This window comes from Halorarum halophilum (assembly GCF_013401515.1).
Lineage (GTDB): Archaea > Halobacteriota > Halobacteria > Halobacteriales > Haloferacaceae > Halorarum > Halorarum halophilum.
On record NZ_CP058529.1, the window covers coordinates 1441923 to 1454960 of the forward strand.

Annotated in this window: 11 protein-coding genes; 7 read left to right on the plus strand and 4 right to left on the minus strand. The window is 57.2% G+C overall.

Annotation, left to right across the window (positions count from 1 at the left end; translation table 11 throughout):
• Positions 1-71: 71 nt before the first annotated feature.
• From HUG10_RS07430 to HUG10_RS07450, 5 genes are all read left to right on the plus strand, one after another.
• The gene (locus HUG10_RS07430) at positions 72-812 is read left to right on the plus strand and encodes a hypothetical protein (protein WP_179168963.1); all 741 of its coding nucleotides are present in this window, start codon (positions 72-74) and stop codon (positions 810-812) included.
• Positions 813-1702: 890 nt separating this feature from the next.
• The gene (locus HUG10_RS07435; RefSeq protein WP_179168964.1) at positions 1703-3868 is read left to right on the plus strand and encodes a hypothetical protein; all 2166 of its coding nucleotides are present in this window, start codon (positions 1703-1705) and stop codon (positions 3866-3868) included.
• Between the two features lie 339 nt (positions 3869-4207).
• Complete coding sequence (locus tag HUG10_RS07440) at positions 4208-5434, plus strand: Cdc6/Cdc18 family protein (protein ID WP_179168965.1); 1227 nt, start codon at positions 4208-4210, stop codon at positions 5432-5434.
• Positions 5435-5730: 296 nt separating this feature from the next.
• On the plus strand, positions 5731-6009 hold the full coding sequence (locus HUG10_RS07445) for a hypothetical protein (RefSeq protein ID WP_179168966.1): 279 nt from the start codon (positions 5731-5733) through the stop codon (positions 6007-6009).
• The gene (locus HUG10_RS07450) at positions 6010-6726 is read left to right on the plus strand and encodes a hypothetical protein (protein ID WP_179168967.1); all 717 of its coding nucleotides are present in this window, start codon (positions 6010-6012) and stop codon (positions 6724-6726) included. It begins immediately after the preceding gene.
• Positions 6727-6883: 157 nt separating this feature from the next.
• Here the strand turns inward: HUG10_RS07450 and HUG10_RS07455 are convergent, their stop codons facing one another.
• A complete protein-coding gene (locus HUG10_RS07455) occupies positions 6884-7078 on the minus strand; it encodes a hypothetical protein (RefSeq protein WP_179168968.1) in 195 nt (64 codons plus the stop codon).
• A gap of 307 nt (positions 7079-7385) precedes the next feature.
• Here HUG10_RS07455 and HUG10_RS07460 point away from each other — a divergent pair, with 307 nt between their 5' ends.
• A complete protein-coding gene (locus HUG10_RS07460) occupies positions 7386-7625 on the plus strand; it encodes a MarR family transcriptional regulator (protein ID WP_246310234.1) in 240 nt (79 codons plus the stop codon).
• Between the two features lie 201 nt (positions 7626-7826).
• On the opposite strand, the gene aglM is transcribed toward HUG10_RS07460, so the two are convergent.
• Positions 7827-9128, minus strand: coding sequence for a UDP-glucose 6-dehydrogenase AglM (aglM, locus tag HUG10_RS07465; RefSeq protein WP_179168969.1), 1302 nt, complete (start codon positions 9126-9128; stop codon positions 7827-7829).
• 99 nt (positions 9129-9227) lie between these two features.
• Between aglM and aglF the strand changes: the two genes are divergently transcribed.
• Positions 9228-9965 (plus strand): UTP--glucose-1-phosphate uridylyltransferase AglF, encoded by a 738-nt coding sequence (aglF, locus tag HUG10_RS07470; RefSeq protein WP_179168970.1) that lies wholly within the window; start codon positions 9228-9230, stop codon positions 9963-9965.
• 252 nt (positions 9966-10217) lie between these two features.
• On the opposite strand, the gene HUG10_RS07475 is transcribed toward aglF, so the two are convergent.
• Together HUG10_RS07475 and HUG10_RS07480 are read right to left on the minus strand one after the other, a co-directional pair.
• Positions 10218-11645, minus strand: coding sequence for a lipopolysaccharide biosynthesis protein (locus tag HUG10_RS07475; protein WP_246310235.1), 1428 nt, complete (start codon positions 11643-11645; stop codon positions 10218-10220).
• 30 nt (positions 11646-11675) lie between these two features.
• Entirely contained in the window at positions 11676-13019 is a 1344-nt protein-coding gene (locus tag HUG10_RS07480; RefSeq protein WP_179168972.1) for a sulfatase-like hydrolase/transferase, read from the minus strand.
• Positions 13020-13038 lie beyond the last annotated feature (19 nt).

Here is a 13038-nt window from a genome sequence, read left to right on the forward strand (position 1 = left end):
CCAGAGTGACTCTCTCAGCCATCCAACAAGCGTTCGTAAATACCTATAGCCCGCCCAATGCCGCGAACCCGGTGGACGTCGTAGAGGACTTCGAACGGGCTCGTGCGTATGCGGTGCGCCATCCGGACCACGGCCGAAATCGGGCTGGTGCCAATCTCAACATGGATCCCGGGCGAATCCGCGGATGGATTAACGAGACGTCGAAACCTGATCTCGTCCGCGGTCTTGAGTACGCGCGTGAGCGTTCGTGGCTCAATATCCACCGAGGGGGCCAAGAGCAATCTGCGCTTGCAGTGCTTGTCGCGGGCCTATACGCATGTGGGGGCATTGCCGTGAATTGGGTTCCCGCATGGACACCGGAGACTGACCGAGCGCACGAACTCATCACCGATGCGCTGGATGAGTTGGCAGGTGGCTACACGTCACGGCACGAAGATAGTGAGAAGCCAACGGAGTTCCTCCCCGAAGACAGTCCTAGCGTCTTCGGTCGGGTACTTGTCGCGTATGGCGCCCCTCAGGGAGACAAGAACGCGGAGTCCGTCACCGGTCTTCCGGAGTGGTTGCTCGACGCGCCGATCACGACTCGCCTCCCGGCAGTCGAGTTGTTCATCCTCGAGCGGGGGATCTACTACGACTCGAAGGATACGATCACCCTCCAGTGCCGGAATCGACGTCCCGCCTATCGTGCAGACCTGGCCGCGCTCATCCGATCGGTCACTGATGGCTCCGTCGAAGCAAAGGCCAATGTGGTGATCTCAGCGAAAGCAGCCCGGGAACTTGGATTTGGGAGAGGAGACGCGCTTCGGACGTAATTTCTCATTCGCCATTCGTCGTCGAGGATGAGGACCGCCGATTGGGCATTGCTTGCTGGGGGGCCTTCCAGGAAAACTGCTACTCTGGCGAAGACATCTAGAACAGGGTCTACCGGTGCGATGGTTACCTCCAGATGTTGTTCGGCTAATGGGTCCAGCTACAGAGGGTGCCGAGGAATGAGGAAGAAATGATTGCGTCCCCCTCAGAGTACACCGAACCGGGACCGGACGTGTGGGGGTACCCCAGGAGGACCGTTTTCGTTATATAAGATACATTTGAGTTGCAGTCGCGGGCCGATCGACTGTCGCGCCTGCAGGTGTTGGCCTCTTTCCCCATCCTGGGCCGGCACCCTTGCGGTCGAATTGTACCCCAGACCGAGGCGAGATGTGTGGGGGGTGGACTGTGGGTTGATTGCCCTGTTCGTCTACCCGCCAGGTTTCGGGGTACTCTCCATGATGTGCGGCGTCCAGCTGTTCTGCAGGCGCAGTGAACCGCTCAGGCTTGCGATGATGGGGTGGTGTGGACTTGACCCTCGTGATGACCCGGTGTGCACGACTCTGAGGGTGGCGTCAGACACTCCGGAAAAGTGGTGTGTTCCCAAATCGGTGATCGTCTCCCAAAGTAGTCTTGAGCTAGTTTCACGCTGAGATACAGGATACAAACCAAAACCACCTCCGCTATCGTCACCCTCCCCCCAAACCAGAATGACATCACCGAGTGACCACCAACGTGGCTGCCGAGGATCTGTGAGACCACTTCTCGGATAAACCACTTAACCACAACTAAGGCGAGACCAGTCCGATCAGGCGGGGGCAACAGAATCTCAAAAAGTAGATATACCCGCTCCAGTTCGTCACCGTATGAGTACAGTGTTCGTAGCACAGGGGTGGTGAACATTCCGACGTCCGTAGACGACGCGGCTAACCCTACTCGGTGTGCGTACACACATCAGTTCGATGGGTCACAGGTACGCGACTCGATCGACTGGCAGTGTCCGCATGAAGCGACTGAGTCAGACACAGTGTGCATCTTTCACCAGCCCGTCGACGAGAAAGATGACGAACGGGTCGTCGAGGCGTTCATCGGGGCAATCACGGATCCAGGCACCGGCCTCTCCCCGGACGAGCGGCTCCAGTTCATCGGGGCGAACTTTGAGTCACTCACCGTCCCAATGTTCACGGAACTTGCGGTGACTGGGCTGAAGAACCCTGATCGGGGTGCAAACCGAATCGACCTCCGAGACGCAACCGTTGCAGGTGACCTGAGTTTCCGTGAGAGCACGCTCAGACACGGCTGTACCCTCGCCGGTGCAGAAATTGCGGGGAATCTCAACCTCGTAGGCGCGACGATAGAGGGGGATGTGGAGCTACTTGATGTCGACTGTGGCGGCGAGTGGTCGTTCGGCGGGCTCTCGACGAACTCGATTCTCGGAGTCGGTTCGGAGGTTGGTGGTTCAGTGACGATCAGCGGTGCCGAACTCACGGGAAATTTTCTCCTGCATGACTGCCGTGTGGCACTCAGCGAGACGGCGTCCGGTGGCCTGAACGTCAGTACGTGTCGCATTGCGGAGCGTGCCAAACTCGCCGAGACGGAGATCGAGGGGGATTGTTCATTCGCCGACGCGGAGCTTGCTCACGAACTCAACCTCGTGGGGGGGAAGATCACCGGCAGCCTCTCGCTTGCTGATGCGCGAATCGATGCGGGACTCTCGCTGACTGGTGGCGAACTCAGCGAGGACCTCCGCGCGAACGGCCTCGCCGTCGATGACATGCTCCTTCTTGGGGACTACCGATTGGGGGACCGAGTTCGGTTTTCGGGGGCGAGAATCGAGACCGTGTACGCTGATCCGACATTGCTTCATCCGGCGATTTCGGTCGTCGAGTTCACGAACAGTGAGATTGGCCAATTCACCCTTTCGGGCGTGGATACCCCTGACCTCGTCTACGATTTCAGTGAGGCACACATCTCCGGGATCGAGATTGACTGTGTCACGCCGGCGTCACCGTTACGCCACTTTCGGTTCCTGAAGACGGAATTCAGCGCGTACGACTTTGAATCATTGAAGCCTGCCCTCGTGGCAGAAGGGTGGGACCTACTCGCGTATGCCGACGACCAGGCAGCCTCATTCATTCAGCAGGGTCCCTACCTCGCTGCCACGCAGAGGGCCGGCGCAATGGTGGCTGCACTCTCGATTCACCCGCCGACCGCGGCTGCCATCGCGACGGACGAGGGTTGCCCCGACTCGTTCACCGAGCTGGCTCACACCATTGCTACGAACGCGTTCGAGGCGGACGTGGCCGCCCTAGTGTGCGATCCCGACCGGGATGCCATGGCGGCCCTGCTCGGAACCAGCGATGTGTCGCTCGACCGCGAGCAGACCATGGCGGTGTCCACCGTCTCGTCGCTCGCTGGGTATGACGATCGTCCCGAGTTCGTCTCCGCCACCACAATCCGTGACGAACTCGTCGCAGTGGCGGCTGCCGTGGCCGAGGGAGAGGACGTTCGCGACGCCGAGCGCGATCTTGTCGCCGAGATCATCGCCACGCTCGACTCCGACGTCGACCTGGAGGCGATCGACAGAGAGGCAACCTACCGGAAGGCGAAAATCGCGGCCGAGAACGAAGGCGCCCAGGAGGTCGCTTCGAAGTTCTTCCAGCGGGAACTCCGCGAGCGACGGGCACGCCACAAGGAGCGCCAGCAGAACGCACCGACCCTCCGCGACTGGGTCACCAGCACCACCGCCTGGGGATCGAACTGGCTCCTCGATGTGACGACTGGCTACGGTGAACGCCCCGGCCGCGTCATTGCTCTGGCCGTCTTCATCGTTACGCTCTTTACTGGCCTCTATGCGCTGTTACTGCCTACCGATCCACCGTACGGATCTCCGCTTGGTTATGCAGTGTTGAGCCTCGAGTCGTTCATCACACTCGTCCTCGGCAGCACTGAGACGATTGACGAACCACTGATTCGGTTCATCGCTGAAGTTGAGGGCTTCCTCGGGGCGTTCTCGGTGGCGCTGTTCGTATTCACGCTGACCCGGTCGATCCACCGGTGACGCACACCGGTGGGGGTCGACTATCAATGGGGGCCACTGCTACTGGTCGTGCCGCCGTCTTCCATCTGGAGTCACTCCCCAATCGGGGACCGAGGAACGTCGGGGAGCCCGACAGGTCGGCCCTGACGGTGTGGCCAGTGTAACGGCGCGAGGCCCCCGGCACTTCGAGTCCGATCCACTGGGGCGGGCCAGGCAGTCCGCTCGCTCGAGCCGGTGGAGTCCCTGACCGTCTCCAACGTGCACGCCAGCGGCCACGAGAGCGGGTGTAGCAGTGCGCATCGGCGAGCAGATTATGGCCGTCGAAGACAGAGACATACGTAGTTCCGCTGGAGTTCGGCCATGAGCAAGTACGACGACCTCTTCGACGAGACGGCGCCCGGCGACAGCGTCTTTGCGGACAAGGCCGCGCTCGATCCGCTGGCCGCCCCCGCCGACATCGTCGCGCGTGACACGCAGGAACGCCAGCTCGCCGGGCTCCTGAACGGCGTCCACGAGGGGTATCTCCCGTCGACGGTCTCAATCTATGGCCCGCCGGGGACGGGCAAAACGCTCACCACCAGACGCGTCTGTCGCGAGTTCGCTGCTCGCATCGACGAGTTCGCCGTCGAGTACGTCAATCTGAAGGAGTGTACCACGCTGTTCAGTGCCGCCAACGAAATCCTGTTCGCGCTCACGGGCGAGAAGCTGGGTGCCTACGAGGGCCTCGACGGCGTCTTCGACGCGCTGTGGGACGCGCTCGAGGGGTACCCCGCGTGGACGGTGCTGCTCCTCGACGAAATCGACCGCATCCTCCAGGATTCGAACTACGACCCCAGCGACTTCTTTTACCGACTCCTGCGCGGGGAGGGCCGGTTGCAGCGCGACATCAACCTCTCCGTCTGGGTGATCAGTAACGAACTGCTGGAGGTCGACCTCCGGGTGGACAGCCGCGTCAACAGCGTGCTCAGTAACGAGTCGGTGTTCTTCCCGCCGTACGATCGCGCCGGCTTGCGGGCCGTGCTCGCACCCCGCGTCGACCGGGCGTTCCGGGACGGGGCGCTTCCGGACGCCGTGTTCGCCCACGGCGTCAGCGCGGCCGCCCGGCAGTGGGGCGACGCCCGCAAGGCGGTCACGCTCTTCCGGCAGGCCGGCGAGACGGCGGTCGACCGGGGGCTGGATGCGGTGACGCGTGCCTGTCTCGATGAGAACCTGGCGGCGACCGAGCGTGAGGCGGTGATCGAGAAGTTACTCCAACTCCCGCTGAACCACTTCCGCGTGCTTGTCGGCATCACGGGGTGGAGTGACGGTGAGTCCGGGACGATCAAACAGCCCGTGACGACAGGCGAGATCACAGATCGCCTCACCCGAGCGCGGGTTCCTGCCGAGTTCCACCTCGGGGCGCGGGCCGTCCGGGACATCGTCACCGACCTCGAGACCATGGGGCTCGTCGAGACGTGGATCGAGTCGCGGGGCCGCGACGGCCGCGTCAAGCAGATCGAAACCACGTTCGAGCCCCAGTGGGTGCGCGAGGCCATCGACCCCTACGCCGAGCAGTCGGCGGAGTTCGACGACGTCCTGGTGGACTAGGAGGACTGCGTTGGAGACCTCGTCAAGCCGGATCGTCTCCCCGACTGAACCGGCTCTGCGCCTGCACACCTGACGCGAGGCTGACTCGCACGTCCGTCCGCCAAGTGTGGCGTGGGGGTGTCGACCCGCACGTTGGTCCGTGCCTGAGTGGCTCCCCGCCAGCTTCAGTTCCACCCCGGTTTGCACGGGCTTATCAGCGTCGATACCAAACGGTTCACTGCCCGTCAGCGGCCTGCAGCCGGGGTGAGGGCGCGTGCGCCCAGTCCCCGCCGCCGGTCCTGACAGTGCATCCGACAATGGCACCCCCGACGTCAGAGCAGCCGACACCCAGTACCGAACGCGAGGAGATCGAGACGCTCCTCGTCGAGACTATTCGCTCGCTCCATACGCGAATCCAGGCGGAGGCCGATACGACCCTCGATGCCGACGCAGAACGGTTGCAACTCGAGCGCATCCGGACGCTCGCACACGTGACGAGCCAGTATCGCCTGCTCGCCCGGGATGCCGACGTTGACGAGATGGACGCGGAACTCGACCTGTTGGCGGACGTCATCGAGTGGCAGGAGGGCTCCTGAATGAGCAAACGCACGGTCGAACGCAAGCTGGAGACCCTCAACGAGGCGGTGCTCGGGGAGCTGTCCCCCGAGGCCCGAACGGCGTGGTGGCTTGCCGCACGCGCGGCCGGCGAGGAGGAGTGGCTCGCCCCGCTCGTCGACACGTGTCCGGTGCGGGAGTACGAGGCGACCGACCTCGCGTTCACGACCCGGGTCACCCACGCCCGGCTGATTTGCGGCGACGCCGTCTACGACCTCCACACCGCGATGGAGGCGTTCGACCGAGTCGAGGCGGCCACGGTCCCGGCGTCACTGGCGAGCGGCGACAGCCGCCCCGAGCCCGCGGACGCCGATCTCGAGCCGGCAATGGCCCAGTTTGCTCACCTTCGCCGCCGGTTCCACCTGCTCTACGTGTACTACCACGGGTATCGGCAGTTCGCCGAGGAGGTCCTCGGCGTCGACATCGAGACGTGGTTCGCGCTTCATCCGGACGGCCAGGCACTCCTCGAGCGTGTCACGGGCCTCTTCGACCTGGCGGACGAACTCACCACCGAGGATGCCGCTGGTGAGTCGAAGGGCGATGCAGGTGACGGCGACCGGCTGGCCGATGAACGCGTCGAGTGGCGGGCCGACGAAGCCGAGATCACGCTCGGGGAGGCGGCGGATCGGTTCTGTGCGATGCAGGTCGATCGCTGGACGGCGAGCGTCGACACGGTGTCCTGGAACGTCCCCGGGTGAAGCTCGTCCAGGAGCCGTCCGACTGACGGTCGACCAGTGGGTTCGTCGCGAGGCACGTCGACGGTGGGGAATAAACACCCCGCAGTCGTCGCTTTGAGAGGCGTCGCCACCGTGTTTCGTGCTGGTGAGCACCTAGCGGCCCGTCGCGGCCGTGTGGTCAGCGGCCTCCCGTACAGTCATCCTCGATCACGAGGTCGCGCACCGGTTCACAGCCTTCGGTCCGCCAGACGCGACCCGTGTGCGCCTCGACGTAGCGGAGGTAGCTGTCCTTGGGTGTGCGTGGTTCGTAGCGCACGCGCCGGCGCTCGCCCAGCGGGTCCGTATACTCGATGGTAAACCCGCAGTCGGTCATGGGCGGTCACGTCTCGACGCGTATGGCGCTACCACGGCGATCTCGGCCGCGAACGGGTTGTGTTTGCTTTGCTTCGATGCTGTTCCGCTGATGTCGTGACCCGGTTGCTTATTCCGGGTTAGCGTCTTGGCTGACATGCTGGTTAACTCCAGCCCGGTCGAGGGGCGTTGCACCGCCCCGCGGCCTTCTTGGGCCGACTCCCGAGCTCTTTCACTTACTACTACAACGGCGCACAACTTAACCCTTAGTATTTGAGGGTTAGATTCTATGGCCCAAACTATACGCTATGGTGGCTTAAGGCAGGTGCATGAGTATCGGCGGGCAGCCATCAATGCTTGACGAGGAAGATCTTGGACCGGCTGATGAGGCGCTACTTGATATGTTGCGGGAGGGTCGTGTGACAGCCCCATATGCAGCTGACAAGACAGGGTACAGCCTCCAATATGTCAGGGATCGGCTCGGACGGCTCGTGGAACACGGCAACGCGCGAAAGGTATACGAGGGCTTGTACGAGCTAATCGAAGACCCACGTCGTAAAACATCATAGACCGTCAAAGGAAGCTGTTGGGCGTTAGGTTCTGAACTCAGCTAACCAACTCAACTGATAGCTTCAGTATCCCAAAGTAGACGTTTCGGGACCTGACTCAGCCTTCCACCATTGTCGGAATCGCGTGACTCGTGATCGAGACAGTTCCCCCTGACAAGGTCTACAACGGTCACTATGTAGCGTATCGAGCCACCTCTTGCTTCACCATGTGAGTCCCTCGTACGTCATTCCCGACGTTGGAGTGATGCCGTTCCTGCCATCGATTACGATGGGTGAGTCCATCTGCCTGAATTCCTCACCCAGCGACTCGAACTCGTTCCAGTCGGTGACGATCAGGGCGGCATCGGCTCGTTCGATGGCCGCCGCTGCCGAGTCAGCGTACTCAAGACCAGGGAACTGTTTCCGCATATTGTCGGTCGCGACTGGGTCAAAGGCGACCACGTTCGCATTACGCTCATGAAGTCCCTCTATCACGGGAATCGCGCGCGAGTTCCGGATGTCGTCGGTGCCGGGTTTGAACGCGAGGCCGAGGATGGCGATTCGGCTTCCCTCCACCTCAACGTGCCGTTCGAGGAGGGCAAGCAGCCGCTCTGGTTGGTGGTTGTTCACCTCGACGGCCGCCTTGAGCACAGCCGGCGTGTACCCCGCGGCTTTCGCGGCGGCGATGAGCGCGTTCGTGTCCTTCGGGAAGCAGCTACCGCCCCAGCCGAGGCCGGAGCGAAGGAACTGTTCGCCGATCCGATCGTCCAGCCCGATGGCGTCTGCGATCTCGTAAGCGTCGAGGCCGAATTCCTTGCAGATGTTTCCGAGGTCGTTGATGAGGCTGATCTTTGCAGCGAGGAAGGCGTTGTTGGCGTACTTGATCATTGACGCCGTGGCCGGGTCCGTGGTGATGACTGCGGGCTCGTGTTGGTTGAGAAGGGGGTGGAAGACCTCTTGGAGCTGGTTAATCGCCCACTCCGTATCGGCCCCAAAGACGAGCTTGTCGGGGTGCATGAAGTCCGTGACCGCAGTTCCCTCGCGGAGGAACTCCGGGTTCATACCGAAGGCCACTCGCCCGTCGGTGTCTGTGGCGAGTGGTTCGCCGAGTCCAGTCTCAATGGCCTTAGCGATGTCCGGGAGTGCCGGAGGGACGACAGTGCTCTTCACGACCACGAGGTGGCGGTCGTTCGTATCGGCGAGTGCCTCGCCCATCATTTCGGCGGCGGCTTCAAGGGGGGCCGTGTCGATGCTGCCGTCCTCCCGCGAGGGAGTCTGAATGGCGAGGAACGTGACGGTCGCATCAGAGACGGAGTCGTATGAGGTAGTTGCAGTGAGGGTGGTCCCAGCATTGGCGGCGACGAGGTCGTCGAGACCCGGTTCGTGGACCGGTGAGGTTCCGGCGTTCAGCGCGTCGACGACATCCTCGTCGATATCAATCGCAGTTACCTCGTGGCCGAGCTCCGCGAGCGACGCGGCGAGGGTCGTCCCCACGTAGCCGGAGCCGACGACGTTAATCTTCATTGGTGTGTACGGGTCGGCCGACTATCATGAGCGTTTGGCATTCAGCGTAGGATGAATAAACAAGGAACTTATTTGTAGCAGTAGCAACAGGACCGCGGTATGCAAGCAGTCGTTCTCGCGGCCGGAGAGGGAACACGTCTCCGCCCGCTCACCGAGGACAAGCCGAAAGGCATGGTCGAGGTGGATGGAAAGCCTATCCTCACGCACTGTTTCGACAACATGGTTGAACTCGGTGCAACTGAGTTGATCGTTGTCGTCGGGTATCTTAAGGAGACGATCATCGAGCACTATGGTGATTCGTACGATGGCATTCCAATCACGTACGCCCATCAGCGCGAGCAGAAAGGGCTCGCTCATGCGCTGTTGACTGTCGAAGACCACATCGACGACGACTTCATGCTCATCCTCGGCGACAACGTGTTTGAGGCGAATCTCGGCGACGTTGTACAGCGACAGCAGGAAGATCGGGCGGACGCGGCATTCCTCGTTGAGGAAGTTCCCTGGGAAGAGGCAAGCCGCTATGGAGTGTGTGATACGAACAAGTACGGCGAAATCGTGGATGTAGTTGAGAAACCTGAGGATCCACCGTCGAACCTGGTGATGACCGGGTTCTACACCTTTACACCCGCGATATTCCACGCATGTCATTTGGTCCAGCCGTCAAACCGGGGAGAGTATGAGATCTCCGATGCAGTGGGGCTCTTGCTGGCGAGCGGACGGACAATCGACGCGTTGGCCTTGGATGGCTGGCGGATGGACATCGGCTATCCCGAGGACCGGGATGAGGCAGAGCAGCGACTGGCGGTTGATGATCAGGAGGCCAAGGCAGAAGCGTAGGGGTTCTTCTGCTCAGAGTTGGTTAAAGGACCCCCAGGTTTGTCCGCAATCTATCATACCCAGTCGATTGCGAGCGAAGTACAGATATTAAATGCGGCCACGCTTTAGGAGGGTTTTACTGGTAACATAATCCCCATCATCTCGTCAACAATTATGATTTTTCTGAGATGGTGAAAGCTCACTTTCTTACGTTCGGTAGTATGTTCGAAACCGAACTTGACCCGTCATTCTAATCATACTCTCGGTTTAAATTTATATAATAGAATCTAAATTGGGTAGATTATGGCGTACTGTGGAATTGAATAACGGCGATATCAGATAAAGTGTAGTGAAATACAACACGACTCCTGTCGATATCAAAATTAACAAGCTAAATATCGCACCAACACCAGATAGCTGAACGGCTCTCCGGAAAATAGCTAAAGCGATTCCCATAAATGAAGAAGCGAATAATTGGAGGGTAATCTCCCAAATAGGCAAGGAAAAATCAATTTGCGATCGAATTCTCGTATACGAGTAGAAAAGACCAATAAGGGCAGATAGAATAGTTGCCACAGCTGCGCCAGTCCAACCGAACACTAGGATGAGGGCCCCATTTAGAAATATATTCAACACTATGAAAATAAGATTTATCTTAAATGAAATGTCTGGTCGATCTATCCCATTGAGAGCATTAAGAAATTGCCGTTGATACCCATAGATAAGACTTGCGAGAATCAACAATGTCAATATTAAATCACCCTTTGCAAATTCTGGACCATAGATTGATAGTATTTCCTCTCCAAGTAGTACGCTCCCAAAAACGCCAGGGATCATAAACAATCCAGAAAAGGTGATGGCGCGATTTACAAGAGTCCCTACCTCATCACCGGCGCCATGTGCTTGGGCCCTACTTATCTCAGGAAACATTACTTGACGAATCGCCGTATTAAATATATTTAGAAATTGGGATATTGACCACGTTATTGAGTAGATCCCTACAAGAGAAGGAGATACTAAAGCAGCAAGCACCACTATATCAACATCCTTGAATGTTCTATTTTCGAATTCGCCTAACCACGAGTATTTGGCATAAGAAAATATATTAGTTATATGCTTGGTTTTCGGAGTAGAAATACTTAGGGGGGCAAAAATAATGCCGACAAGGATGGCCATTAAGAATCCAAACCCATACCCGAAAACCATTCCAGTTAACCCCATACCAGCGAAAACAAGAATTATTTGCACCAAGCTTCTTGTAGCAATTCGAATTCCGTAGATTACACCAGCAATGTGGACACGGTGGTGTCCGTTTAAGATTGCTTTTATAATTGATTGACTTAATGCCAGACCTAATAGAGGAATTGCAAAATTATAGTTACCTCCAGTGTATTCGTCTATTGGTGACCTATTTAAATATATTAAAATTGATATACAGACAAAAAAGGCTCCGATTAATAATGCTCCCGCAGAGGTGTACTCTGCGTTGTTATCGCCTTCACTAATTCGCTTTACCATCGCCGTCGATAATCCGAGATCTCCACCCAGTTTTAACCAAGCAAGCAGGGCGACAGTCCCCGCATAATATCCCATTACCTCTGGCCCTAACTTATTCGCGAAGTATATTGTCGCGGCAAACCCCAATAAGGAACCTACGTACTTCGAGACGAATACAATAAAAGATTGTTTACCGATATTCATATGAAACCTTGACTTCTCTTAGAATTAGCGTCACAAATATCCAAGGTCTTCGAGTTGACTTCTTGCACTTTCAGAGAGTGCCTCAGAGTTAGTTGAATAATCCTTACACTCCTCAATTTGACTTTCCCTGTTTTGAATTATTCCCTTTGCAGCAGCCTTTTCGAAACTTCTATTGGGGTGGGATTTAATGCCAGAAGGAGTTTCATAAACATATCTATCTTTAGTTGAAACACCACAGAAACTACCCTGGTATCTACCTAAATCGGTTTTCCTAGACACTCCAGATTTCGAATTACTGAAACGATCCTCGCTAATACCGGAGTCTTCAATAAATATTTCCCGGCTATTGAAGTCATCTGGAATCCCGGCCAGCAAACTATTGCCCGACGATTCCCCTTGCACGTCAGCTGCATCAAGAATTGTGGCGTGAACGTCGAATAATGTGGTTAATCGGGTATCAACACCATCTTCGACAATATCGCCAGAGATCGTTAATGGAACATGCGTGATTTCAGGATAGATACCATGAACGTGCCCCCAAGCTCCAAACTCGCCTAATGATTCCCCGTGATCACTAACTGTAATAATCAAATCAAATGAGCCCCTGAGAATCTCAAAAATTGATTGGTACATATGCGATAAGTACTTTGCACTGTCATTATACGCATCCTTGACTTTTGACTCGTTGAAATCGGGCTTACCCATAGTGGCCTTTAGATAATCCCCCGTTTGGTAGGAAGTAGTCCGAAATTCCTTGGGGGGAAGGTAGGGTTCATGAGCTTCCATAAGATTAATAAATAAAAACTCCTTTTCCCCAACATCAAGATTATTTAGGTAGTTAACTGTTTCAGTAGCTCCGTCATCTGTATGCGTACGATAACCTAGATCCTCGAGCTTTTTCGCTGCTCCAATTTGTAGTGACCTTAAGGTGGCTGAGTCGCTTATAAAGCACTTCCATAAAGCAAGAGGATATTTCGATAGCCCACGATTCGTATTTTCACGAATGAAACTACTCCAATCGAACAAATTTTGATTTGGTTCGAAGGGACGGAGTCGCCAACTACCTTCGAATGACGAAAAACCCCTGTCGAATTTAAAGGGCCAGGAGATATTCGGGTTTGCACTAAAGGCTCTTGCCATATATCCCGCTTGGGAAAGATCCTCTGCTAATGTCGATTTATTACACCCAAGAACTTTACTTTCAAGTGCTCCGACCTCACGGGGATACTCCCCTGTAAATAAGGATGCATGTGCAGGGACTGTCCAACGAGCAGGCGACCATGTATTATCAAACCTACGTCCCGGTAACCAATCGAAGTGCTCGTCGAATGCATCCTTCCTCAGCGTATCAAGCACGACTAATGCGATGTTCATTTGGTGTACACTTTACCTG

Excerpts from the sequence above, each read along its gene's own strand:
- aglF (WP_179168970.1), top strand. The coding sequence starts at position 9,228 with ATGCAAGCAGTCGTTCTCGCGGCCGGAGAGGGAACACGTCTCCGCCCG.
- HUG10_RS07450 (WP_179168967.1), top strand. The coding sequence starts at position 6,010 with ATGAGCAAACGCACGGTCGAACGCAAGCTGGAGACCCTCAACGAGGCG.
- HUG10_RS07460 (WP_246310234.1), top strand. The coding sequence starts at position 7,386 with ATGAGTATCGGCGGGCAGCCATCAATGCTTGACGAGGAAGATCTTGGA.
- aglM (WP_179168969.1), bottom strand. The coding sequence starts at position 9,128 with ATGAAGATTAACGTCGTCGGCTCCGGCTACGTGGGGACGACCCTCGCC.
- HUG10_RS07480 (WP_179168972.1), bottom strand. The coding sequence starts at position 13,019 with ATGAACATCGCATTAGTCGTGCTTGATACGCTGAGGAAGGATGCATTC.
- HUG10_RS07445 (WP_179168966.1), top strand. The coding sequence starts at position 5,731 with ATGGCACCCCCGACGTCAGAGCAGCCGACACCCAGTACCGAACGCGAG.
- HUG10_RS07475 (WP_246310235.1), bottom strand. The coding sequence starts at position 11,645 with ATGAATATCGGTAAACAATCTTTTATTGTATTCGTCTCGAAGTACGTA.
- HUG10_RS07440 (WP_179168965.1), top strand. The coding sequence starts at position 4,208 with ATGAGCAAGTACGACGACCTCTTCGACGAGACGGCGCCCGGCGACAGC.
- HUG10_RS07455 (WP_179168968.1), bottom strand. The coding sequence starts at position 7,078 with ATGACCGACTGCGGGTTTACCATCGAGTATACGGACCCGCTGGGCGAG.